The 24,642-nt window shown below is 47.8% G+C and carries 21 protein-coding genes; 16 read left to right on the forward strand and 5 right to left on the reverse strand.

The annotated features are described in order from the left end of the window. The first annotated feature begins 220 nt into the window (after positions 1-220). A complete protein-coding gene (locus C7R94_RS02170; protein ID WP_047072462.1) occupies positions 221-1,024 on the forward strand; it encodes an MraY family glycosyltransferase in 804 nt (267 codons plus the stop codon). On the opposite strand, the gene C7R94_RS02175 is transcribed toward C7R94_RS02170, so the two are convergent. Further along, complete coding sequence (locus C7R94_RS02175) at positions 1,018-1,944, reverse strand: diguanylate cyclase domain-containing protein (RefSeq protein WP_106778284.1); 927 nt, start codon at positions 1,942-1,944, stop codon at positions 1,018-1,020. The genes C7R94_RS02170 and C7R94_RS02175 overlap by 7 nt on opposite strands. Positions 1,945-2,100: 156 nt before the next feature. On the opposite strand from C7R94_RS02175, the gene asd reads away from it, so the two are divergent. The 6 genes from asd to C7R94_RS02215 all read left to right on the forward strand — a co-directional run bounded on the left by asd (position 2,101) and on the right by C7R94_RS02215 (position 10,805). Then, positions 2,101-2,946, forward strand: a complete 846-nt coding sequence (gene asd, locus C7R94_RS02180) for an archaetidylserine decarboxylase (RefSeq protein ID WP_047072226.1) — start codon at positions 2,101-2,103, stop codon at positions 2,944-2,946. Between the two features lie 1,236 nt (positions 2,947-4,182). Continuing rightward, positions 4,183-4,473: an Asp-tRNA(Asn)/Glu-tRNA(Gln) amidotransferase subunit GatC gene (gene gatC, locus C7R94_RS02195; RefSeq protein WP_007717539.1), complete on the forward strand. Its 291-nt coding sequence runs from the start codon at positions 4,183-4,185 to the stop codon at positions 4,471-4,473. A gap of 32 nt (positions 4,474-4,505) precedes the next feature. Further along, on the forward strand, positions 4,506-5,978 hold the full coding sequence (gene gatA, locus C7R94_RS02200) for an Asp-tRNA(Asn)/Glu-tRNA(Gln) amidotransferase subunit GatA (protein ID WP_047072225.1): 1,473 nt from the start codon (positions 4,506-4,508) through the stop codon (positions 5,976-5,978). A gap of 4 nt (positions 5,979-5,982) precedes the next feature. After that, positions 5,983-7,419: an Asp-tRNA(Asn)/Glu-tRNA(Gln) amidotransferase subunit GatB gene (gene gatB, locus C7R94_RS02205; RefSeq protein WP_106778285.1), complete on the forward strand. Its 1,437-nt coding sequence runs from the start codon at positions 5,983-5,985 to the stop codon at positions 7,417-7,419. Positions 7,420-7,552: 133 nt separating this feature from the next. After that, on the forward strand, positions 7,553-9,124 hold the full coding sequence (locus C7R94_RS02210) for a YcdB/YcdC domain-containing protein (protein WP_106778286.1): 1,572 nt from the start codon (positions 7,553-7,555) through the stop codon (positions 9,122-9,124). 19 nt (positions 9,125-9,143) lie between these two features. Beyond that, positions 9,144-10,805 (forward strand): YcdB/YcdC domain-containing protein, encoded by a 1,662-nt coding sequence (locus C7R94_RS02215; protein ID WP_106778287.1) that lies wholly within the window; start codon positions 9,144-9,146, stop codon positions 10,803-10,805. Positions 10,806-10,858: 53 nt separating this feature from the next. On the opposite strand, the gene C7R94_RS02220 is transcribed toward C7R94_RS02215, so the two are convergent. After that, entirely contained in the window at positions 10,859-12,619 is a 1,761-nt protein-coding gene (locus C7R94_RS02220; protein ID WP_106778288.1) for an RNA polymerase sigma factor, read from the reverse strand. A 222-nt stretch (positions 12,620-12,841) separates the two neighbouring features. Between C7R94_RS02220 and C7R94_RS02225 the strand changes: the two genes are divergently transcribed. The 5 genes from C7R94_RS02225 (at position 12,842) to C7R94_RS02245 (ending at position 16,669) form a co-directional block, all read left to right on the forward strand. Further along, positions 12,842-13,180: a hypothetical protein gene (locus tag C7R94_RS02225; protein ID WP_016741198.1), complete on the forward strand. Its 339-nt coding sequence runs from the start codon at positions 12,842-12,844 to the stop codon at positions 13,178-13,180. A gap of 112 nt (positions 13,181-13,292) precedes the next feature. Next, positions 13,293-13,760, forward strand: a complete 468-nt coding sequence (locus tag C7R94_RS02230) for a hypothetical protein (protein ID WP_106778289.1) — start codon at positions 13,293-13,295, stop codon at positions 13,758-13,760. A gap of 28 nt (positions 13,761-13,788) precedes the next feature. Continuing rightward, entirely contained in the window at positions 13,789-14,517 is a 729-nt protein-coding gene (locus C7R94_RS02235) for an ABC transporter ATP-binding protein (protein WP_106778290.1), read from the forward strand. Next, positions 14,517-15,698: an ABC transporter permease gene (locus C7R94_RS02240; protein WP_106778291.1), complete on the forward strand. Its 1,182-nt coding sequence runs from the start codon at positions 14,517-14,519 to the stop codon at positions 15,696-15,698. Before C7R94_RS02235 ends, C7R94_RS02240 begins: the two co-directional genes overlap by 1 nt. 68 nt (positions 15,699-15,766) lie before the next feature. Beyond that, entirely contained in the window at positions 15,767-16,669 is a 903-nt protein-coding gene (locus tag C7R94_RS02245; protein ID WP_106778292.1) for a DMT family transporter, read from the forward strand. Between the two features lie 72 nt (positions 16,670-16,741). On the opposite strand, the gene C7R94_RS02250 is transcribed toward C7R94_RS02245, so the two are convergent. Next, positions 16,742-17,716, reverse strand: coding sequence for an ROK family glucokinase (locus C7R94_RS02250; RefSeq protein ID WP_106778293.1), 975 nt, complete (start codon positions 17,714-17,716; stop codon positions 16,742-16,744). Positions 17,717-17,858: 142 nt separating this feature from the next. Here C7R94_RS02250 and C7R94_RS02255 point away from each other — a divergent pair, with 142 nt between their 5' ends. After that, the gene (locus C7R94_RS02255; protein ID WP_106778380.1) at positions 17,859-18,749 is read left to right on the forward strand and encodes a diacylglycerol kinase; all 891 of its coding nucleotides are present in this window, start codon (positions 17,859-17,861) and stop codon (positions 18,747-18,749) included. 118 nt (positions 18,750-18,867) lie between these two features. Then, positions 18,868-20,304 (forward strand): 23S rRNA (uracil(1939)-C(5))-methyltransferase RlmD, encoded by a 1,437-nt coding sequence (gene rlmD, locus C7R94_RS02260; RefSeq protein WP_106778294.1) that lies wholly within the window; start codon positions 18,868-18,870, stop codon positions 20,302-20,304. Between the two features lie 312 nt (positions 20,305-20,616). Here the strand turns inward: rlmD and C7R94_RS02265 are convergent, their stop codons facing one another. Both C7R94_RS02265 and C7R94_RS02270 read right to left on the reverse strand, forming a co-directional pair. Continuing rightward, the gene (locus tag C7R94_RS02265; protein WP_106778295.1) at positions 20,617-20,862 is read right to left on the reverse strand and encodes a hypothetical protein; all 246 of its coding nucleotides are present in this window, start codon (positions 20,860-20,862) and stop codon (positions 20,617-20,619) included. 84 nt (positions 20,863-20,946) lie between these two features. Further along, positions 20,947-21,597, reverse strand: a complete 651-nt coding sequence (locus tag C7R94_RS02270) for a hypothetical protein (RefSeq protein WP_106778296.1) — start codon at positions 21,595-21,597, stop codon at positions 20,947-20,949. A 540-nt stretch (positions 21,598-22,137) separates the two neighbouring features. On the opposite strand from C7R94_RS02270, the gene C7R94_RS02275 reads away from it, so the two are divergent. Both C7R94_RS02275 and C7R94_RS02285 read left to right on the forward strand, forming a co-directional pair. Then, positions 22,138-22,791 carry a lysozyme inhibitor LprI family protein gene (locus C7R94_RS02275; RefSeq protein WP_106778297.1) on the forward strand — a complete coding sequence of 218 codons (654 nt, stop codon included), beginning with the start codon at positions 22,138-22,140 and terminating at the stop codon, positions 22,789-22,791. Between the two features lie 796 nt (positions 22,792-23,587). Then, positions 23,588-24,640 (forward strand): hypothetical protein, encoded by a 1,053-nt coding sequence (locus C7R94_RS02285; RefSeq protein ID WP_233220453.1) that lies wholly within the window; start codon positions 23,588-23,590, stop codon positions 24,638-24,640. The last annotated feature ends 2 nt before the right edge of the window (positions 24,641-24,642 follow it).

Below are 24,642 nucleotides of genomic sequence, written 5' to 3' on the forward strand. Positions count from 1 at the left end.
GGCTTTTTTGTTCCCATTTTGTCCACACTAAGGACAAAATGAAGGGCAAAGCAGGTGAGGGTAGCTGTTTACTTATATCGTGTCAGGACTCTCCTCATTTTTTGTTGTGTATTTGTTGATGCCAGTAGCAAATTGGCTGGCTTGGAAAACAAAGCTGCTGGATATGCCAAAGGGGAGAAAGGGACATAGCAGGCCGATTCCATTATCTGGTGGTTTAGCGATGTTCGTCGGTCTCTTGTTGGTGTCAACTTTTTTTGCAGGGGCGCAAAAAACCGTTGCAGTTTTGGCAGTTGGAGGGGCCATGCTAGTGGCCATTGGATGGGTAGACGATACGTACAAGTCGCGGAAAAAAGAATTTCCGGCACTGCCGAAGCTGATGGTGCAATTACTGGTTTCGACGCTGACATTTCTTATGGATATTCGCTTTCGGGGAATTAATTTGATGTGGCTGGGGGCAGAGGAAGGGACGTATATCTCTTTTCCAATCCTTGTTTCCCTGCTGATGACCGTGCTGTGGATCGTGGGCTTGATCAATATGGTGAATTTTTTGGATGGAGTCGACGGGCTCGCTGCCGGTGCTACCGTGATCTCAGCGGTGACCTTGTTCTTTTTGTCGATGCTCAAAGGTCAAGAATTAACGGCATTATTGGCAGTTGCACTGGCAGGTGCTGCACTCGCTTTTCTACGCTTTAATTTCTATCCGGCGAAAATTTTTATGGGTGACGCGGGTTCGATGTTTTTGGGATTCGCTCTCGGCGTGATCTCGTTGGAAGGAACGATGAAAGGGGCTACAATCATTTCACTAGTCGTGACTGTACTGGCAGTAGGCTTGCCCGTCATAGACACTGTACAGGTCATTATCAGTCGGCTTTTGGCAGGCTCCCCCATGTACCAAGCGGATCGACGACATGTTCATCATCGGCTCATGTCCCGGGGGTTGTCTACGAAGCAGACGGTCATCATTCTGTATGTGGTGAGCTTGCTGTTCTCCGTATTGGCTGTGTTTTTGTTTTATAGTCAATAATCAATGGGATCAAAGAAAAAGAAACGATTGCGCCCTGTCTTTTTGGCCCGATAAAGTGCTTTGTCTGCATTGCTCAACAGTTGTTCGGCTTCGCTTGCAGACGCTGGATAGAGGGCAATGCCTATGCTTGTCGAAAACGGTATGACCCGGTTCTCAATCATCCATGGCTCTTGCGTTGCAAGCAGGATGCGGTTCGCAATTTTTTCAACCTGACGTTCGGAGTGAATGCCAGTCAGGAGGATGACAAACTCGTCTCCACCCAGACGTGCGACGATATCTCCATCTCGAACGGATGACTTGAGACGTGTAGCCAGCATTTGCAAAAACAGATCTCCTGTATCGTGCCCCCATGTATCGTTGATTTCTTTAAAGCGGTCACAGTCCAAATAGAGGGCAGCGACCATCTCCTCTTTTGATTGAGCAGTGCGTAGAGCTTGCTGGAGCTTTTCGGAGAGAAGACGCCTGTTCGGCAATCCCGTGAGCACATCATGATACGCCATATAGGCCAGCTGTGATTCCAGTTTTGTGCGCTCGGTAACATCGCGGGTAATGGAAAAGACATGCGTACATTCGCCATTACTAGCGTAGACAGGAGAAAGAATGGATTCGCCAATAATGTCACCATTCGCAGTAAAATGGATCGGACTCCCGCTTTTTACTGCTTGTGTGTACATGTGCTGTAGTAAGCTGGCTTTTTCATGAGGATACACGTCCTCAAACGTTTTTCCGTATGCTTCCTCGCTCAATTGGGCGACGTGCATAGCGGATGGATTCATCAGGACATAGCGAAACTGATACTCCCCGTCCGCATCTTGTTCGACAGCCATAAGAAAGAACATGTCCGACATATGATCGAATAGACTGGTTAGGATATCACCATGCTGACTGATAAGTGTAGTAATATCGAATTTCTTCACCATAACCGATATCTCCTGATAAGTGGCTTCTTAGAATGATTATAGTATAGCAAGACTGTTGAAGAAAATGATGAACCTCTGGTAATAGTGCGGGGTTTACTGGCTGTTAGCAGAAGTGGTAAAGTAAGGGTATTGTTGTTTTACGAAGGAGCATTTCTTATGGGCAAAAAGCTGCTCCCAGGTCTTATTCATCGCTTGCCACAAAACGCGATGTCACGGACTATGGGCAAAATTACGGCTACTCCCTTTAGTCGATTAGCCATTCAACGATACATCAAACACTATCAAATTGATACGTCGATCATAGAAAAGCCGGCGTCAGAATACCGAACGCTGAAGGAGTTCTTTTCCCGACGCCTGAAGCCCGCAGCGAGACCGATTGCACCTGGCCCAGATACCATCGTAAGCCCGGTAGATGGAACTGTGTCGCAGTTGGGTGATATTTGCGAAGGCACCTTGATTCAAGCAAAGGGAAAAGATTTCAGTGTAAGTGAGCTGTTGGGCGGTTCGGAGGAAGAGGCCAAGCGTTACTACGGTGGTAAATTTATCACCATTTACTTGAGTCCAAGGGACTACCATCGGATTCACATGCCAGTAACGGGCGATTTGAGCAGTTACTGCTATTTACCAGGTAGACTCTATCCGGTCAACCAGCTCGGGATTGAGAACGTAGACCGTTTGTTTGCTCGGAATGAACGCTTGGTTACTCACATTAAAACAGATAACCTGGGCGAAATGGCTTTGGTTAAAGTAGGAGCCTTGTTTGTAGGCAGCGTGAAGGTCTGCTACAACACAGCTACGACGAACATCAAGCACGGTCGCCAAACCCACGAGAAGATTGCTGGGACACCTCGTTATGAAAAAGGGTCGGAGCTGGGCTGGTTCGAGTTTGGCTCGACCGTCATCTTGCTCTTGGAATCCAATCAGCTCGAATGGGCAGCAGGTGTTGAAAAAGGGAAGTCTCTCTTGATGGGGCAGGCGCTCGCGACAAAGAAGGCGGAATAGCAAGAGATAGAAGACGCACAGTCCAGGGCAAATGCCTTGGGCTTGTTTTTCTTAGTCGTTGAATGTGGCTGTAGTGGGGAGAAGAATATTTCCAGTCTAGGCTCAGTGCTCCGTCCCACGGGGAAGCATGGACTGCACGCTCCGAAGGGATTCGCGGGGAAACGCAAAAGTGGTAGCCGCTTCGTCGCTAGGGCACGTTGCGTTTCTTTTGCCCGCAAATCCCTTCTCCGCTCGGTGGGACTCCACAAGTCGCTACGTCTGGAAATATTCTTCTCTGTCGTAACTGATTACGTTCTTCCATTTATTAAGGCATTAAAAAATCGAATCAAACTGACAGCTCGTAGAGGAAACAGGAGAAATAAGCGAAGATCTTAGGGACACTGACCGAGGCTCCATGAAAAAAAGAGAAACAAGCCCTTAGCGTCCACCTCTGAGATACCCCCTGAATGGACGACTTTGGACGCGGGTTTCGCTTTTTTTCATGGAGCCGAACAGTCAATCCCCCAGTGGGTGGACCTAGAAGCTGAGCGTTTTCTCCTGTTTCCTCCTCACCACTACAGCAACAACTTAATGTCTCTAAAATATGCAGCTATGGTGGGGAGAAGAATATTTCCAGTCTAGGCTCCAGGCTCCGTCCTGCTGAGAGCTGAGACTGTCCGCTCCGAAGGGCTTAGCGGGGAAACGCAAAAGTGGTAGCCGCTTCGTAGCTCGGGCACGTTGCGTTTCTACTTCCCGCTAATCCCTTCTCCGCTTGGTAGGACTCCACAAGTCGCTACGTCTGGAAATATTCTTCTCTGTCGTAACGTACTACATTCTTCAATCTTTTAAGGCATGTAAGACCCGGTTAACACGAAAAGCTCGTAGAGGAAACAGGAGAAATAAGCGAAGATCTTAGGGACACCGCTCGAGGCGCAATGAAAAAAAGAGAAACAAGCCCTTAGCGTCCACCTCTGAGATACCTCCAAGAATGGAAGACTTTGGACGCGGGTTTCGCTTTTTTTCATGGAGCCGGACAGTCAATCCCACAGTGGGTGGACCTAGAAGCTGAGCGTTTTCTCCTGTTTCCTCCCCCGCCACAACAGCCGGACAAAGTGTTTTTACTGGTTAATAATCGGTAAACTTTTTTTTGTCGAAAACATTATTTGTTTTCCCTGTCGAAATCCCCGCGAAAATTGACTGAACCTGCACTTTTCAAGTAAGATCAAAGTTATGTGATACGATTCGGAGGTGGAAAGAATGAGTGCCATTACTCGTAAAGAAGTAGAACACGTAGCTAATTTGGCCCGTTTGCAGCTCACTGAGGAAGAAGCGGAACGGTACACAAAAGACCTGAATGCGATTCTTGATTTTGCAGCCAAGCTGAATGAGCTCGATACATCCAATATTGAGCCAACCAGCCATGCTACAGACGTAAAAAACGTTATGCGTGAAGACGTGAACAGACCGTCCCTGCCGCGTGAGGACGTGCTGAAAAACGCACCAGATCACGAAGACGGGCAGTTTAAAGTACCGGCTGTATTCGAATAACCTACTGGATAACGAGAAGGGAGGAACCCACTGTGTCGCTGTTTGACAAGCGATTGTCTGAGATACATAGCGCGCTGCGCGCAAAAGAGATTTCGGTAACGGATCTGGTGCAGGCTTCCATTGCTAGCATCAAGGAGCATGACGGAGAAATCAAATCCGTCCTGCATGTAGATGAAGAGGGAGCCCTGGCTCATGCCCGTCAATTGGACGAGCGTCTGGTCAAGGGAAATGAGGAGCTGGGTCTTCTCTACGGCTTGCCTGCCGGACTGAAGGACAATCTGGTTACAAAAGACGTTCGCACGACTTGCGCGAGCAAATTTTTGGCGAACTACGATCCTGTTCATGACGGGACTGTTTCCAAAAAGGTGAAGGATGCTGATGCAGTCATCGTTGCGAAGCTGAACATGGACGAGTTTGCGATGGGCGGCTCCAACGAAAATTCCGGCTTTTTCCCAGCGAAAAACCCGTGGAACACCGACTACGTTCCGGGAGGCTCTTCCGGTGGCTCAGCGGCGGCAATGGCTGCGCGTCATTTTTACTTCACCCTTGGCTCTGATACAGGCGGTTCCATCCGTCAGCCTGCTGCTTTTTGTGGCGTTGTCGGCTTGAAGCCTACGTATGGACGCGTATCCCGTTTTGGGCTGGTTGCGTTCGCGTCCTCGTTGGATCAAATCGGGCCTGTGACGAAAAACGTTGAGGATTCCGCCTATGTGCTGCAAGCGATTGCGGGACATGATGAATACGACTCTACCTCTGCCAATGTGGACGTACCGGATTACTTGTCGGCATTGACTGGAGATGTAAAAGGACTGCGTATTGGGGTACCAAAAGAGTTGATCGGAGAAGGGATTGACCCTGAGGTTCGCGATGCTGTTCTGGCAGCTTTGAAGCAGCTGGAGAGCATGGGTGCTACATGGAGCGAGGTTTCCATGCCGCACACGGAATATGCAGTGCCAGCTTACTATCTCTTGTCTTCGTCTGAAGCTTCGTCCAACCTGGCTCGTTTTGACGGCGTTCGTTATGGTGTGCGTGCAGACAATGCGGCAAACCTGATCGAGCTGTACAAGGAATCCCGCAGCCAAGGCTTTGGCCCAGAAGTGAAGCGCCGCATCATGCTCGGAACCTACGCGCTCTCGTCTGGTTATTACGATGCTTACTACAAAAAGGCGCAGCAGGTGCGTACCCTGATCATCCAGGACTTCAACAGCATTTTTGCTGACTACGATGTCATCCTGCATCCAACGACGCCTTCTACGGCTTTCAAAGTAGGAGAAAACGTAGATGATCCGGTGAAAATGTATCTCGAGGATATTTGTACCGTTCCTGTAAACCTGGCTGGTCTGCCAGCAATCAGCGTACCGTGCGGATTCTCCAAAAACGGTCTGCCGATCGGTTTGCAGATCGTAGGTCGTGCATTTGACGAATCCACCGTATTGCGCGTAGCCCATGCGTATGAACAAACCGCAGGCTTCTACGGTCGCAAACCGGAATGGGTGAGGGGGTAAGAGCATGAGCAAGTACGAAACCGTCATCGGCTTGGAGGTTCACGCTGAGCTATCGACCAACAGTAAAATCTTTTGCGGCTGCCCGACTGAATTTGGTGCACCGCCGAATACACATACATGCCCGATCTGCTTGGGACATCCAGGTGTACTGCCTGTAACGAACAAGCAAGCGGTAGAGTTCGCGATGAAAGCAGCACTCGCCCTCAACTGCGAGATTTCCCGCGAAACCAAGTTCGACCGCAAGAACTACTTTTATCCAGACTCGCCAAAAGCGTACCAAATCTCGCAGTTTGACCAGCCGATCGGCTACAATGGCTGGATCGACATCGAAGTAAACGGGGAGACGAAGCGCATTGGGATCACTCGTCTGCATTTGGAAGAGGATGCGGGCAAGCTGACACACAGCGATTTTGGCGGTGAGTCTCTGGTAGACTTCAACCGCGTTGGGGTACCGCTCGTCGAGATCGTTTCCGAGCCGGACATCCGCACACCGGAAGAAGCACGTGCGTATCTGGAAAAGCTGAAAGCGATCATCCAGTACACCGAAGTATCTGACGTTCGCATGGAACAAGGCTCCCTGCGTTGTGACGCTAACGTTTCCATCCGCCCGTATGGTCAAGAAGAATTCGGTACCAAGGCCGAGCTGAAAAACATGAACTCCTTCCGCAACGTGCAAATGGGCTTGGAGTACGAGGTACAGCGTCAGACGGAGGTAGTTTCTTCCGGTGGCAAGGTCGTTCAGGAGACGCGCCGTTGGGATGAAGCGAACAAGAAGACGTTGACGATGCGTTCCAAAGAGGAAGCGCACGACTATCGTTACTTCCCAGACCCGGATCTGGTTCGCATGCAGATTTCCGAGGAGTGGATTGAAGCGGTTCGCGCAACCATTCCAGAGCTGCCAGATGCTCGTCAGGCTCGCTATGTGAACGAGTTTGGCTTGTCTAAGGATGATGCCGGAGTCATTACGATCTCCAAAGAGACGGCTGATTTCTTTGATGAGACTGTGAAAACAGGAGCAGAGCCGAAGTCAGTAGCAAACTGGCTGATGGTTGATCTGTTGGCACACCTCAACGCCAACAACCTGGTGTTTGCTGATGTGAAAATGACACCAAAAGGCTTGGGTGAGATGATCAAGCTGATTGAGGACGGAACCATTTCCTCCAAAATCGCCAAAACCGTCTTCAAAGAGATGGTGGAGACCGGCAAAGAGCCAAAGCAGATCGTCGAAGAAAAAGGACTCGTCCAAATCAGCGATGAAGGCGCCCTGCGTCAAATCGTCGTCGATGCGGTCAATTCCAATCCGCAAGCTGTGGCAGACTTCAAGGCCGGAAACGAAAAGGCAGCTGCTTTCTTCGTTGGACAGGTCATGAAGCAAACCAAAGGGAAGGCTAACCCGGGAATGGTAAACAAGCTGATTCAGGAAGTATTGAACAGCCTGTAGGACAAAATATACGACAGCACTTTCTCTGTAAGGGGAGAGTGCTGTTTTTTTGCGCTGAGAGCTATGCTAAATAGTGGAAAAAAAGTAAGATAGAATGCGTAGCTATCATCATAATTGATTAGGAGAAATGTTCATGACACAAAATTGGAAAAGTGCAACGGCTGCTTTTGCAGTGACAACCATGCTGCTGGGAACGGGTGCCCAGGCATTTGCTGCAAGCCCAGAAATGATCTTGAAAAATGCTGAAAATCCATCCGAAGACCAAGTCAAGCTACCTGCTCGTGCGGTAGAGATTGTCGCTGCGCTGGAGAAGCTGGAGCCTGCTTTAAAAGCTCTGACGTTCCGAGAGGTCGTTATTTCTGATTACGATGAAAATCAAGTGGATTTGTATATGAGCCATCCTGACGATTCTGAAATGAGTGCATATCTGCTTTTTGATCGCCATAGCGGCGAATTACTTGGTTACGAGGCTTCCCCATTCATTTGGGAAGAGAATGAAAAAGTAACAGACGAAGCCATCGTGCAAAAGGCTGAGAAAGCTGTGCTAGAGTTGTTCGGAGAAAAGAAGCGAAAAATGACAGATGCGCCTCAATTGTCGAAAACGGTATACGGTGAAGAAGTGTCGTTTATATACCCGAATGTGTACTTTCCGATTCTGCTAAATGGTCTGGAAATTGACGAAACGCGCTTTGGTATCGATGTGGACATGGATTCAGGCGGGCATTTGTTGGACCTATCTTTTCAACCGCTCGATTTGACGGGGATACAGGTTGCTGATCCGAAAAAAGCTGTGGCAAAAGAAGAGATTCAGAAGCAAATATTTACGCCTGAACGCCTTCGTTATGGCTATGTATGGGAAGGAACAGATGGAAAACCCGGTATCGAATATACCATGAGAACGGCGCCTGTATTTGATGCATTGACGGGAAAGCAGATCGAAATAGAATGGAGAGCAGGAGAAGGGGATGGAAAACTCCATACATCTGATATCAAGGACATTTCTTTGAAACCCCAAGGGAAACCATTCATTGCAAAAGACGCAACCGATCAGCAGATTTTAGAGAATTTGTTTGAGGTTGATGCCAAGAAGTTGTATACAACCTATCGAAAAGATGAACAGCAGGGCGAAATCACTTATGATTGGTCGAACCCTATCGATTTTAATCGGGCCTCTATTATGGTGAACAAAGTGACTGGCGATATCGGTGGATACGTAAATTTGGCACATATCGAAAATCTCTCAGTGCCTCTAACAAAAGAGCAATCCTTGCAAAAGGCGATTACGTTTCTTGAGCCTCATGCTAAAAAAGCCGAGTGGCAAGTCGAAATGTATGAGGGAACCAAGAAAGAGGACAAGAAATCCATCGAGCAGTATAGTTTTTTATTTCTCGAAAAGCAAAATGGGATACCGCTCATGGAGTATTCCTACGGAGTAGCAATTGATCCCAATAAGGGACAGGTCGCTGAATTCGTGGCATCCGTTCCAGCAGAGGATCGCAAATATCCTGTGCTCAAGCCATCTGTAACAGCCCAACAGGCAGCAGATATTGTTTCCAAACAGGTACCGGTCAGGTTGACCTATATCTGGCCGAGGTCAGGAGAGAAGAATGCACCCATTCTCGTTTACAAACTCGATACCAGCAAAGGCTGGCCAACCGTCGATGCCGTAAATGGGTCCTTTAAATGGGGAGAGTACGAGGATTAAGAAAGAATGAGGAGAATTAATGAAACGAAATGGAAAACGCACAGCAATCGCTTTGACAATAGCAATGATGTTGGCAGGAACAAGTGGAACAGCCTTGGCTGCAAGTCCTGAAATCCATCCTAGCCACATTGCAACTGTTACAAAAAGCGAGGAAAAGCTCCCAGAGCGGGCCACTCAGATCGTAGCTGCTTTAGAAAAGCTGGAGCCTGGATTGAAAGCATTGACGAAACGAACGATTGTAAAAAGTGAGATCGATGAAAAACTGATAATGCTCTATCTGAGAAGTCCCGAATCCAATGACATGGGTGCCACTGTTGTCTTTGACAGCAAAACTGGAGAGCTGTTCATGTACAGCGCTAGTTTTCCTATTTGGAAGCAAGGGGAAATTGCGACAGACGAGGTTATTTTGCAACGGGCAGAAAAAGCAGTGCTTGAGTTATTGGGAGCAGACAAAAGAAAACAATTAGGCTCCCCTCAATTATCGGACGCTGTTGAAGAGGTAGACCCTGAAGTTTTGGCTGATCCGTTAGCAATATACCGTATTGTTTATTATCCAACGTTACTAAATGGGCTGGAGGTATTGGGAAATGGAACGGGCATATACGTGGCGACGGATTATGCTGGTCATATTTTGGAGGCATCAAGTACCAGTACCCCATTTAATTTGAGAGGGGTCAAGGTCCCAGATCCGAAAACGGCACTAACACCAGAAGCTCTCAAAAAGCAGTATTTCACTCCTGAGCGTCTTGATTTGGGCTATGTGCTGGAAGGGAAAGATGCCAAGCCGGGCATGCAATATGTATGGATAAATCCCCCTTACATCGATGCCGTGACAGGAAAGCAGATTGACTTCATTCAGGGAGCAGAGATTGCAGGGGATGGAAAAAGAAATCCTGACAACCTGAAGAAGCTTACGCTATCGCCAAAGGGAGAGCCGCTTATCGTCAAAAGCAGGGCAGATGGAGAAAAAATCGTTGCGAGCCTGTTTGGCGTAGATACGAAGGAGATGTATACGCAATACAACACAGGTGAAGTTGATGATGAGTTCATACATTCCTGGAGCGATGATGATGGAGATGAAGTTTCCATTTCGCTGGATGCGTCTACAGGAGAGGTTATCGGTGCGAATAATTGGATGGAAACAAAGAGCTTGCCCGTTCCCTTATCGAAAGAAGAAGCCTTGAAAAAAGCAATTGCTATCATCGAGCCATATGTCGCAAAATCCTCTACTGAATGGCAGGTTGAGATATTTGATCCATATAAACAGCCGAAAATGGCTGATTGGATGATCGAGTTGAATGAAGGAGAGGGTGAAGAGGGGGAGGATACAGGAATAGGGACGTATACTTTCATTTTTCATGAACTGCACGATGGTTTGCCTGTGTTCGACCGTTACTATTGGATGAAGGTCGATATAGAGAGTGGACAAGTATTGAAATTCATTGTGAATTTGCCGGAAAAAGAGGGTACTCTTCCCATCCTGAAGCAATCCGTAACGGAGCAACAAGCTGCTGAAATCGTAGCCAAAAATCTCCCTGTAAAGCTGTCCTACTTCTGGCCAACCTACAAAGGCAAGGAAGCTCCTTTTCTCACCCTTGTCTATACGATTGACAAGAGCAAGGGCTGGCCTTACGTAGATGCCGTAAACGGCACACTTGAATGGGGCGAATACGAGGAATAATTCGAACGAAAAAGAACGCAGCTTTTCTGACTGCGTTCTTTTTTCTGTCCCTTTTATGTGCGCGCCTGATTTGTAGTGAGTCCCGTCTGTATTTGCTCCAGTACCGATATGGCAGCACGCTCATTTCGCTCAATCGCCTGCAACAACGCAATAGCCTGCTTGCCATGCTCTGCATCGTTCGGATCTCCCCCAGCCGGGAACGGGAAGAGCTTGCTTAACGTGTCAAAGTCGTCGGCAATCGCCCCATACAAGCTAGCCGCTTCTTTCATCAGCGGACGAACCTCATCAAACACAGAATCTGTCCACGTATCGGCGATTTCGCTCCAGAAAAGAGAGGCGTAGCGACGTGCATCCCCGTTCACCACGGTCGTATACGAGTTGCCATTCGGCTCAACCGTTCCCTTTTCATAGGCTTCCTGCCAAGCAGCATAGGCCGCTAGACCATTTACGCAGCTCGGGTCCTGCGGTTCTTCTCCACGATAATGAACGAGTGCAGAGTGGAGAGCATTTGCGAGCATCGTGCGTTGGTCGATCGGAAACGCACGGTCGATAGCAAGGACAAATAACTCCTCAAGGATACCCCGCCCCAAGTTTTCATAGGGAATGGGACTGTCGTTGCGGCAGTTGTCTCCTGCGTAAAACACTCTTTTTTCATCATCATAGCCGTAGATTAAACCGAACTCTGGCATGAACAGGTCCCAAGCAAGCACAGAATGCCCTTTGTCAATGGAGCGGTGAACCAGCTCCAATGCTTCTGGCAAGAGGACAGACAGCTGGCGCTTTTCGCGTGCCTCCGGGCTCAATAGCGAGGGAGCAACTTGATTGGCATTCATGCTTGGTTCGCAGGAAAGATGATAGGAGGTAACGGCACGAGATTCAAAGCCCATGTTTTTCAAACCCTGCTGCAAGACTCGTTGAAAGTGAAACATCGTCGGGCCTGCAATATGGATATTTCCAGGAACGATCGTCAAGCGAAAGGCATGGCCGCTCAGGCCAAGTATCATCGGCAAAGACATTTTTCGCTCGGTCGATTCTACCAATCCGTACAGTGCCGCTGCGCAAGTAACCCAAGTAGGCATCGTGAATGCTTCTGGTTTATTCAATACTGCTTGTTTCATACTCCCCGCAACCCTTCTCGTCTTCATGTATTGATCAACAACGACACGAGTTTTTTCCTGAATCAGTTTTTTGCGAGAACGCGATAGCACTTGGTAGACATTCGCCTGGGACATCTGGAACATGTGGGCGATCTCATGAGGAGCCAAATGATCAAAAAAGTGAGATTCCACTATGCGTCTCTCCCGAGGGTTGAGGCAGTACAGCAGGCTCCTGATCGTCTCAAACAGTTCACGCCGCACCATGGCCTCTTCGGGATTGCTGTTCTGCGCAGCGTGTGACCAAGACCGTCCTAACCTGTGCAGGATACTATCGAGGTCTTCCCAGTCAGTCGGTTCCTGCTCATGCGTTTGTTTGCCCAGACTCGAGAAGACAGTTTCCCTTTTTTGCGCCCCCTTCGAAAGCCGTGTGTACGCCTGATTGCGCACAATCCGATGCAGCCAAGGAAGGAAACGTCGGCTGTCCACCAGCGTTCCCAGGTGCAAAAAGGCGCGAATGAGAGCATCCTGAACGATGTCTTCGGCAAGAAAAGCTTCTTGTGTGTACGACCGTGCATAGCCGTATACTTTGGAGCGATGACGCCTGACCAGCTCGCTAAACGCCTCCTGATCTCCGGCCTTCGCCTGCTCTACCAAAGTCTCGTCTGCTATCTGGGTGTGTTCCTCATGAGTCTTGGGCCTGATTATCAAGTGATCCATCGCAAAAACTCCTCGTGATTTGTTGATGTACTGTGTAGACTTCGGGTTCAAGGATTTTCTGACACGGGATGAGAAAAAAATCGGAGTTTTTTAACCGTTCTGTTTAGTGTATCAGACAAGTAAACGCAGTGGATTCTCAATGGCAGATGACAAAGCAATTTGTAACAATTTCCACTCTCCCCTATAATGAACGTACAGGAAGAAAAAGGAGGATGGAAGTACATGAAGCTCATTTCTGTTGCAGGAGAAAGTGTGGCACCTGGAAAAGGTGGATCACCGTCTGATACATTTGATCGTTCCATTTCTACGTGGCAAGAAAACGGTCAAGAAAAAACCATAACCGTCACCTATGTGCGTTATTTTGGCAAAGTGCTCGCAGAACGGGGCATTTACGATCAAGAGGCAGAAGGTGTTCCTGTCAGCCATTTGGTAGCGACTCTGTTTCTAGAAAAGCATCCAGAGGCAAAAGAAACCCGTCATTATATTAACGATACAGAGGCTTTTGTCGCGCTGTTTGAGGGCTTTTCCCTGACCAAGTGGAAAGAGCGCTATCCGCTGTAGGATCAGGAGAGTTACCGTTTTTAAAGTCAAAAGATTCTGATTCGCCAAAGCCACATACGGGTAACTTTTATGAGGGCATGCTAAGGGCAACCAATTATTGGAGGGAATTAGCATGTTCTCTATTTTGCCATTGGTGATGATGTCTTCTGCTCTTGTGTTTGGTGCCATACCTTCGCATGTCCCGGCGACTACGACTTCCTCGACGGCGTGGATGGTTGCTGTACAGGAGTTCGATGCGTTTTTGCAGGACTGGAAAAAAGGACAGACGCTTGCGAATCTGCGTCACCCGCTTTTTGACCTTACGGGAGTGTCGGCGGTGTTAGGAATGATAGAGATCATCCAGTTTTCGGGAGAAGCCCACGGGCAAGCGGGGGAAATCACCCTTTCGTTTTATACACTGGAAGGCGACAAGGTCTTTTCGCCTCCAGGCTCCGTGTCTGTCGCGCGAGTTGATGAGAAGCGAAGGGAATTTCATGTCACGGGCGTTATACCGCGAGTTTTGCGCGGGCGGGCGGGTGTTGTACAGGTGACGTTTACGGGAGAAAAGCGAGCATCGTACTTGCTGAAGGTACAATTTTAGTGAAAATACGGGAGAGGAGGGGCTGCTGTTGATTGAGGTCAAGGATGTCAGCAAGCGATTCAAGGAGATCGCAGCGGTCCAACATGTATCGTTTCGGGTCGAGGCAGGCGAGGTATACGGACTTCTCGGCGAAAACGGTGCGGGTAAGACAACGACGATGCGCATGATGGCGACGGTTTTGACCCCGACCGAGGGAGACATCGAGATTAGCGGGTTTTCCGTTCGGCAGCAACCGCTTGAAGTGCGCCGTAGAATCGGGATTTTGTTCGGGGGAGACGTGGGTCTTTACAGCCGTTTGACAGCGCGGGAAAATATCGCGTACTTCGGTCGCCTATATGGTTTGGAGCAAGCGAGGCTTGAAGAGCGGATTGGCAGACTGAGCCGGATGCTTGAGATGGATAATTTTATCGACAGGCGAGTGGGGGCCTTTTCCCGGGGAATGAAGCAAAAGGTAGCGATTGCCCGGACGCTCGTACACGATCCCGATGTCATTTTGCTGGATGAACCGACGACAGGATTGGATGTAACGGCTGCCACAATCTTTCGAAGAATGGTCAGAAAGCTGCAAGAAGAGGGGAAGACGATTCTGTTTTCCAGTCACAACATGGGCGAGATTAACAAGCTGTGCAAAAGGGTTGCGCTCATGCACAAGGGGAAGCTGCGTTTCGCCGGGGGATTGGATGCGTTGCGCGAGCAGTTTGGGACAGAGGATCTGGACGACATTTTCATGGCTGTCGTGGAAGGGAGCGAGGGCTGATGGGCTCGCATGTCGTTTGGACTGTATTCAAAAAAGAGCTGATGGACTTGTTTCGCGATCGCAAGGCGTGGATGGGGACGCTCCTGGTGCCATTGCTCATCATTCCGTTCGTCTTCTTTTTGCTGGGAACGTCCTACAGCAATGTGGAAAAAGAAGCGAGGGAGTACATCCCGTTAGCCGTTCAAGGATCATCCTCATTGATTGCTGTTTTGAAAAAAAATCCCGCTGTTCAAATCTTGGAGCCGTCCGATCCGAAACAAGCACTGCAAGCGGGGCAGCTACGCGCTATTTTGACAATTCCTGCTGGCTTCGATGAAGAGATCGCGGCGGGAAAAACAGCGCAGTTATCGGTTGACTATGACTCGACCAATCAAAAGTCTGTCTATGCCCGCACGTTGATCGAGCAGACAGTAGAAGCTTATAGCAAAGACGTCGTAGCGAAAAGGTTGAACCAAGCGGGCTTGTCCGAGCAGACGATTCAACCGATTGTCTCTACCTTTCAAAATGCAGCCTCTGAGGAAAGGAAGTCGGGAGGGATGCTGGCTGGCATCATTCCGTTAATGCTGGTAGTCTCGCTCGCATCCGCGGGAATGGCCGCAGCGAATGATCTCGTCGCCGGTGAGAAAGAGCGGGGAACGCTCGAATCACTGTTGACGGCTCCGATTGCAGCCCAGCACATCCTTACGGCAAAGCTGTTGGCTGTCATGACCATGAGTATCATGGGGGCAGTAGCGTCACTGATTTCTGTCACACTGGCCATGCGTTTGGGACCAATGGGGACGGAAGTAGATCATTTTACACTCGCCTTCTTCTCGCCTGTCACTTTGTTGGTGCTTATCGTGACAATTTTGTTGTTGGCGGCGCTCTTTGCAGGGCTGGAGCTAGTTTTGAGTACGATTGCCAAGTCTTTTAAAGAGGGACAGACGTACATGAGTGCTGTCATATTTTTGGCGATGGTTCCCTCGTACATGCTGATGCCAGTCAGTCCGGTCGACATCCCCGCGCATTATTACGTGATGCCCGTGTTCAACGGTGTCGCATTATCCAAGGAAGTGTTTTATGGCAAGGTCGACCCGATGCATGCGCTTCTGGGGATTGGCTCCTTGCTTGTCTATGTGGTTTTCACTATTTTTCTCGCGTCGCGCATATTCCGTAGAGAAGGGTCGGGGTTAAAGCACTGATCGTAAAATTTTTTTCAGACCTGTCGCGTCACTTGTCGCTGTCATTTCGAGAAAGCTGGTGAAATGTTGTGAATCCGCTGTATGTCGGAGTGTTATATATTTTCGGATCGGCGGCTGGCTTCGGCGTCATGTCTATTTTCGCTGTGTACGCCTACGAAGCGGGTGTCTCTGTTTCGACGCTCCTGTTTTTGCGATTTTTATTGGCGACTGCTCTGTTTTTTGGTTTGTTGCTCTGGCGCAAGGAGTCGCTTCGCTTGGATAAAAGACAGGTGCTCGCGATGTTTTGTCTCGGCGGGATTTTGTACACGCTGCAATCTCTTAGCTTTTTCTCGGCGGTGCAGTACATCCCGACCTCAATGGCTGCCTTGCTGCTGTACACATTTCCGGTGTTTGTTGCCATACTGAGCTACTTCGTCGAGAAGGAGCGGCTGACGAAAAAGACTGTCATCGCCATGCTGATTACACTCGTCGGTCTTGGGCTAGTGCTCGGCTTGTCATTTGGCGGGATTCAGCCAATTGGCATATTGTTGGCTCTTGCGGCGGCGCTGTTTTATTCCGTTTACATTGTGGTGGGGAATCGAGTGGTAAAAGGAGTCTCATCCTATGTAACATCTGCGTACATCGCCCTGTTTGCTTCCATTTCTACCTTTTTCATTGCGCTAAAAGACGGTGGTGTCAATCTGTCCTTTCCGGTACAAGGGTGTTGGGCGTTGTTGGGGATCGTCGTTTTTTCTACGGTGGTCGCCATCAGTTTTTTCTTCCGCGGCTTGCAACTGATCGGGTCAACCAAAGCGTCGGTACTAAGCACGCTGGAGCCTGTCGTCACGTTTGGGTTTTCAGCGTTGTTGTTTGGTGAGGCATTCAGCTTGCTTCAGCTGTTGGGAGGATGTGCAGTGCTCGTCGGTGCTGCGCTGATTGTTTCGGGGAAAGGTGGGGAGCCAGAGCTGGCAACCAGGCAGGCTTCTTCATAAGGTTATACCAAAGAGACGCTCTTGCTGTGAGGCTTCACGTGCAGGAGCGTCGATTCTTTTTATGTGGCCCAATCAGGATTCGTGCATCTGTGAGCGGATTAACCAGCCTGCACCATACACACCCGCATCATTGCCGAGTTCGGCCGGAACGATCTCTGTGGACTCGACGACGTAGGTGAATGGAACGAAGCGTTTGAATGATTCACGGATTCGGGAAAAGAGGAAGTCACCTGCTGCGGCCACGCCTCCACCGATCATAAACTTCGCAGGATTGAGCACATTCGCCAAGTGGGAGAGAGCGAGACCGAGATAGAGCGCCACTTGATCGATAATCGCGAGAGCCGCTGCGTCTCCTGCTACGGCTGCTTCGAGGACATCCTTTGCGGCAATGGTTCCTTTGGCGGCTAGTACAGCGGCAAGCGCCGGGCTTGATCCGTTTGTAGCTGCAAATCGCCCTTCACGAATGATGGCAGTCGCAGACGTATATGTTTCGAGACAGCCTGTTTTGCCGCAATTGCAAGGGGCACCGCTATCCGGGGTCATGGTGATGTGGCCGATTTCGCCGCCCACACCGTTGATGCCATGAATGACCTTTCCATTCAAAATGACGCCTCCACCTACACCTGTGCCGAGTGTAATGAGAACGAGGTCTTGTGCACCTTGGCCTGCACCTTGCCACATTTCCCCGAGGGCTGCGACATTGGCGTCGTTGTCGACCGCGACTGGCAGACCTGTAAGGGCTTCCAATTTTTCTTTTAATAAAACGGGCTGGCGCCAGTGAAGATTCACCGCTTGGAAGACGATTCCCTTCCCGCCATCGACGGGGCCGGGTACGCCTACACCGATTCCGCAGACTTGTGAAAGAGAATAGTCATGCTGCGCAAGAAGATCATGAGACATGTCTACGATTTTTTGCAAAATGCCATCCTCGCCGTCCGAAACAGGCGTCGGCTCTTGCGTTTTTGTAACCAGCTCGCCGTCTGGCGTAATCAAAGCCATCTTGATTGCAGTGCCACCCACATCTACTCCCACGATGATCTTCTTCACAAGCGTCTCCCCTATCTCCTTGTTTTCCAGCTTTTTCTATCTTATCACGCTATATGGAGCATAGCGATTCCCAAAAATGGCTATACAGGATATGATGGAAGAGAGTACCCCCGTGAGCGAGGGAAGGAAGAAGGGATCTGCCTTGAAACGAGCCAGATTAATCTACAATCCAAGCTCCGGCCGGGAGATCGTGCGTCGGCGATTGCCGGAAATCCTCGATTTAATGGAGTCGGCCGGATATGAAACCTCATGCTATGCGACCAAAGGGGAAGATGATGCGACAGAAGAAGCTGCTCGTGCAGTAGCTCGCGGTTTTGACGTCATCCTGGCCGCTGGCGGAGATGGAACCATATATGAAGTAGTCAATGGGATGGCAGAGCATAAAGCGCGTCCATCTCTTGGAATAATCCCCTGCGGAACGAGCAATGATTTTGCCCGGGCGGTCGGTATACCGAAATCGATCACACGTGCAACGGAGATTGTCGCCAAGGGCAAGAAGAAACGCATTGACCTAGGCCGCATCAACAACCGCTATTTTATGAATATCGCGGGTGGCGGCTCGCTGACGAATTTGACCTACGAGGTCCCGAGCAAGCTGAAAACGCTGATCGGACAAATGGCGTATTACGTCAAAGGCTTGGAGAAGCTGCCGTCGCTGCACCCAATCCGTGTGCGTCTGGAGAGCCGCAAAGAGGTGCTGTTGGATGAAGAAATCATGGTGTTCCTCATCGCCAATAGCCGATCTGTAGGCGGCTTCGACAGGCTCGCCCCAGATGCGGACTTGTCAGATGGTAAGCTGGATGTCATCGTCGTGAAAAAGATGAATATTGCGGAGTTTATTCGCTTGGCGACACAGGCAGTTCGCGGCGAGCACTTAAAGGACCCGAACATCCTGTATTTCCAGGCAGATTACATCAAAGCCACTTCGCCGGGCGGAGAGAAGGTTCAGCTCAATCTGGACGGTGAGCTGGGCGGACAGCTGCCTTGCGTGGTGGAAGCATTGCCGGGGCATATCGAGTTGTTCGTCCCGTAAGAAGATAGTAAAATGAATAGCAATAGCCGTGGGGATGCCGCTTTTCGCTGTGCATCCCTGCATGTTTCCTGGAGCGAAAACGAAAACCTATTGAGCAAGATAAAAGGAGCAATAGATAGTGGCGAAGACAACAAAGAAGCGGCGCGGTCCGCACCCGACAGCCAAAGTGGAGCTGGACGTCCCTGTACGTGTCGGACAAACCGTGGAAGTGGAGATAACCGGACTGAACCACGAAGGAGCAGGAGTCGGCCGGATTGAAGGATATACGCTGTTCGTGGATGGCGCACTTGCAGGAGAGCGAGTTCATGCGCGCGTCGATCATGTGAAGAAAAACTTCGGCTTTGCCAAGCTGACAGAAGTAGTAGAAGCAAGTACCCATCGCTTCCAGCCGCCCTGTCCGCTGTACGACCGTTGCGGAGGCTGTTCGTTGCAGCATCTCGCTTACGAGGAGCAGCTGCGACACAAGCAGCAAATCGTGCGGGACAACCTGCGGCGCATTGGCGGTTTCCAAGTCGAAGGGGAAGGCGCGATTACCGTTCATCCAACACTCGGCATGAGCGATCCATGGCGCTACCGCAACAAAGCACAGGTACCGATCGGCGAAGAAAACGGAGCGTTGGTCGGCGGCTTTTACGCGGAGAAATCCCACTCGATCATCGACATGAACGAATGCCTCATCCAGCATCAGGCGAATGATGAAGCAGTGGCAGCTGTGAAGCAGGCGGCGACCAAGCTGAATATCACGGCATATGACGAGGTGCGCCATTCGGGCTTGCTGCGTCATGTGGTCGTGAAGGTGGGCGTCAAGACGGGGGAAGTCATGGTCGTGCTCGTGACGACAGAGGAGCAGATTCCGCATCGCGATCAGCTGGTGGAAGCGATTCGTACACAGGTCGCTGGTGTGACGAGTATCGTGCAGAACATCAACCCGGACAAGACCAATGTTATTTTTGGCAAAAAGACTGTGACGCTCTGGGGTAGCGATGTGATTTACGATTATATCGGTCCGATCAAGTTTGCCATTTCGGCGCGGTCGTTTTATCAGGTTAATCCTGCGCAGACAGAGGTGCTGTACAACAAGACGTTGGAGTATGCGGGTGCGACTGGTACGGAAACGGTCATTGATGCGTATTGCGGTATCGGGACGATTTCGCTGTTTTTGGCGCAGAAGTCCAAGCATGTGTATGGGGTAGAGATTGTGCCGGAAGCGATTGCGGATGCGAATCGGAATGCACAGTTGAATGGCGTGGAGAATGCGACGTTTGAGGCAGGGCCGGCGGAGGTTGTCATTCCTGCTTGGAAGGAGAAGGGCATACGGGCGGATGTGATTGTGGTTGACCCGCCGCGTAAAGGCTGTGATGAGGCGTTGTTGACGACGATTTTGGAGATGCAGCCGGAGAGAGTGGTTTATGTATCTTGTAATCCTTCTACGTTGGCGAGGGATTTGAAGGTGCTGGCGGAGAGGTATGAGGTGAAGGAAGTGCAGCCGGTGGATATGTTTCCGCATACGGGGCACGTTGAAAGCGTTGCGTTGTTGGTATATAAGGGTTTTTAACAAATGTGTGTGATCGGGGACTGAGCTTGGACGGTGGCCTTGGTTGGCAACTGTATGGGCCACCAGATGGCTTGGAAAAAACATTACAATACAATGCGGGACTGTCGAAACTGGCACGGTTGTGCTCCACTAAAAAGAGACGGCTGTAAAAGTCGTGTATTTGTCAAAAGCAAAGAGTTTAGGGAGACAAATATATGTCTCCCTAAACGTGAAACGAGCCTTAGAAGCGATTATAGGCTCGTTTTTCACTGACTGTTGAGGTGTTCTGAAAAAAGTGGACTTTTGCAGGGTATTTTAGCATCCCATTGATAGTTAAAAAAGGAAGTATTGAAAAATAACAAACGCATTCACGCCTGTATGCGTAAACAAAGCTGTTTGGAATTTTCCTGTCATACCTTTTTCTTGTCTATAGTCTAAAAATAGAGAGATAGCGGAAAAAGATAGTAGAAGCGCTATCAATGCTACCTCTATTGTATTCACAAATGTGTTATTCCTTATGGCAACCATCAACGCAACTCCTAAGATGCCATGAATAATGAAACGGACAAGTAAGAACATTGTTTTCCTCCCCTTCACCAAATCAATAAATAATCGGATGGCAATATCTTACACTCCCATCCGATTATTTTCGATTTTAAAAAATTATGCTGGATATATTTTTATAGTATGAAAATTTGATGGGTTAGTTCCATGAAATGCATCAAGGTATATTCCATTACCTTCATTAGTTCTGTTAATCTTCGCCAATGTAAGAACCCCAAAACCGACAATAATACCAGCAGCCCATCCAGGTACACCAAGATATGTTAAAACACCAGCAGTTATCGTTCCACTAGCCCCAACTTCCATCGCACGACGTCTAATATCTTCACATAGTTCGTCAGAGAAGTAGATCCGGTAACCCCACCAAAACAATTCATAATCCCAATATTCACTAGTGTCAATTGCAGCTAAAGATTGTTTTTTTACATCTTCACTTAAAACTAAGGTATTACCTTTTATTTTTAATTCTTTTCCGTGTTGATCAACTGAAAAATTTGCTTGTTTGATAAGAGCTTCTGCCTTTCCTAATTCCTCTCTATTCAAATTTTCCTTTGCTTTAGCTGATAGTGAAAATTTCTTCGTTTTGGAGTCGATTTTTACATATTTATCGACCTTTTTGATAAAGGCTTCTTCAACTTCTTGGAAAGACACATTTGCATTTTGCTCAGCTGCAAAACCCGCCACTGGCACTGAAGTCATGATTAATAGTGCACTCATTGAAACAAAAATCGATTTAGTTACTTTTTTCATTATACGTCACTCCTTGAGAATTTTGGAATTTTTTCCTGAGATTAAGTTACCGCTAATCCCATTATTTAACAAATAAATTTGCGCGAATGGTAATAAATAGAACTCGAATTGAGAATAAGCTGAATGAATTGAATTCACTTTACCGTGAACTTAATCGGAGGAAGCAGGAAGCAACAAAATCGACTGAGACAATCTAAGAGCCTTTGAGGGGCTGTATAAAGGACTAATAGAAGCAGAGCCACCCAAAATGGGCGGCTCTTTTATTGTCCTCTACAGGGCATGTATAGGCTTCTAATTAGACCCCACCCAGTGCCGAATGATTTACATTTTAATGTTGCGGAAGAGTTTACCCTCGTTTGCTCCGTACCAAATTATTTAAGAATTTGTTGTACGCACAAGGTCCTTTCTTAAAGTTACGGGCAGGATAGTTCAAAAGTTTTCGAGAATACCCTATATATGGGATTATTTACGAAGTTCGTGAATAAGACGTTATGCGCCATTACCGATAAATAGTAAAGATAATAGTTAAGGAGATAATTTATGAAGGGTAAGATACTCTTATTATTTTTTATTACGATAATGTTTTCATCTTGTCAAAATATTAGTCAATCGACTGCTTTGAACAGCGAAACTAAATCAAAAATGAATTCTGAACTGCCTCCTGATGTAGTGAGTACAGGTAAAGGAACAGAATCGAAAGAAATAACTGAAGGTCGATCAGATCCTTCTAACAATGAAGTGTTACCCATGAACATTGGGAACTATGATTTGACTGGAGAATTTTATGATGAAATGCTTCGAAATCCTATAGATCATGATTATGAAGTGGAATTTAATGAATTTCAAAATTCCAAAGAGATTATTACAACATTGGGATGGGGGGCTTTGGAAAGCAAATATACAGAGATTTGGGATAAAGAGTTGAATCAAATATATAAAAAGCTTCTTTCTAAGTTGGATAGAGAACCAAGAGAAGCACTAATTGAATCGCAGAAAGAATGGTTACAGTATCACTTAAGGGAAACAAAATTTGTAGAGAAAACATTTATTGATAATCGTTACCTTGGATCACAAGGATCGGTAAGCCTAGGCACGGTTATACGGGAGAGAATTAGGGAAAGAACAATGCAATTATTTGAATATCGATATTTGCTAGATGGTGAAGTTGAGTTTTTATACCAAAGTAAAAAATAGAGTTGGAATCTTGATCAAAGGTTTTTAGGTGATGCTTCGAAGACAGTAACGGCGCATAACACTGTATTCACGCTGCGGGGCTACCACCCCTACTGTCTACTCGTCACATGTGGAGTGCTGTACACTGTTAGTACGGAAAAATTAAAGCAAGAAGCATTTGTCTAGACCCTTCCTAAATGTGGAAGGGTTATTTCGTAATAAATTTGATTCATAATGGAAGCGATAAGACTCTTAAGATATAAAGGGTGGAGTAATGTGGGAGATTGGAAAAGCATTAAAATAAATGGAATCGCAAAAATAGAAAAATTGGTGGCAGATGAAAGCTACCTTCGTTTTCTTGTGTTTTTCCAAATATATTTTATTTTCAAAAAAATCAAAAGATTATTGACAGTCAGAAAATTACAAGCTATCATTACCAGTATATACCATACATTCGCGAATATGGTATAAATAACAATTCATTGGGGGCATTATTATGAAAAAAATTACTGTGCAAAAAACCGAGCCTGTAAAATTGACTTCAGTAGCTAACACAATGTACGACTGCACTTGCATGCAGGCATAAAGATTTGTCAGTAACATTGAAAAAGTGGGGCATTTGCCCCTCTTTTTCAATTATGAAGATAGCATGACAACATCCGGGAGGAAAGTCATGAACGAAAATCGCAGGATCCAATTACACCCGTTAACATTTCTGGAGGATAAGCAAGGAGTCCTGATTGGGCGGTTTGGAACGGATACGTTTGCTGTTTTTCCTGAGGATGGAGCAGCACTTGTACGAAAACTGCAAGAGGGCATGGGGGTTGCCGAAGCGCATTCCTGGTATCAAGAAACCTATCACGATGAAGTGGACATGGATGATTTTTTGCAGACATTACGTGACCTGACATTTATTTGTGATGTTGAGGAAAAGGAAACGAAAGCGCAGAAAGTATCGGGGCAATGGTTGGGTAAGCTAGCTTTTTCTCCACTTGGTTGGCTGGTTTATGGTGCCATCATAGCCTGTGCCTTGTGGTTGTTATACCAATACCCACAGATTCGTCCGGGTCGAGAAAGCATCTTATTTTCCGAATACGCCATGGTGGTTTTTCTTGGCATGACGATCGGTCAGATTCCAGGGATCTTTTTTCATGAATGGATGCACATGCTTGCCGGACGAAGATTGGGTATCCCGTCAGAACTAGGTATAGGCAGAAGAATGTACTTTTTGGTCTTCACTTCTTCCATGCCAGGTATTTGGGGATTTCCAAAACGAAAGCGTGTTCTTCCATTTTTAGTTGGAATGTTCGGTGATATTTTGTGGTATTCCTTATTGGTGATCGTTGCTGGTGCAATTTGGATAAATACAGGCGAGAAGACAATCATAGCTGCATATTGTATGGGACTAGCATTTACAACACTGTTGCGTTTCTTCTGGCAATTTTATTTTCATCTTCAAACAGATATCTATTATTTAATGATTACGATGTTGGGGTGTGTAAATCTTCAGGAGGCTACACGTTCCTATTTGAAAAATATATGGTATGGACTAATTGGAAAAAAGAACAAGATGGTCGATATGTCCAAGTATACGGAACGGGATCATCAGGTAGCGAGATGGTACAGCTTTTTTTACGCAACTGGCTGGCTGATGATGACAGGAATGATACTCTATTTGATTCCGGTCGTTATTCAACTTTTAACGAATATTTTTCTCTCCATATTTACAGGAGAAGAAATGAAATTCTGGGATTCCGTTGTTTTCTTGTTTATAACGGGAATCCAGTATGGAATTGTATTTTATCTATACCTAAAAGAGCGTAGAAACAAAAGGGAAATTCGGAATTTATCAATGGAACAGAGGGGATGAGT

Source organism: Brevibacillus sp. NRRL NRS-603 (genome assembly GCF_003013445.1).
GTDB classification, from domain to species: Bacteria; Bacillota; Bacilli; order Brevibacillales; family Brevibacillaceae; genus Brevibacillus; species Brevibacillus formosus.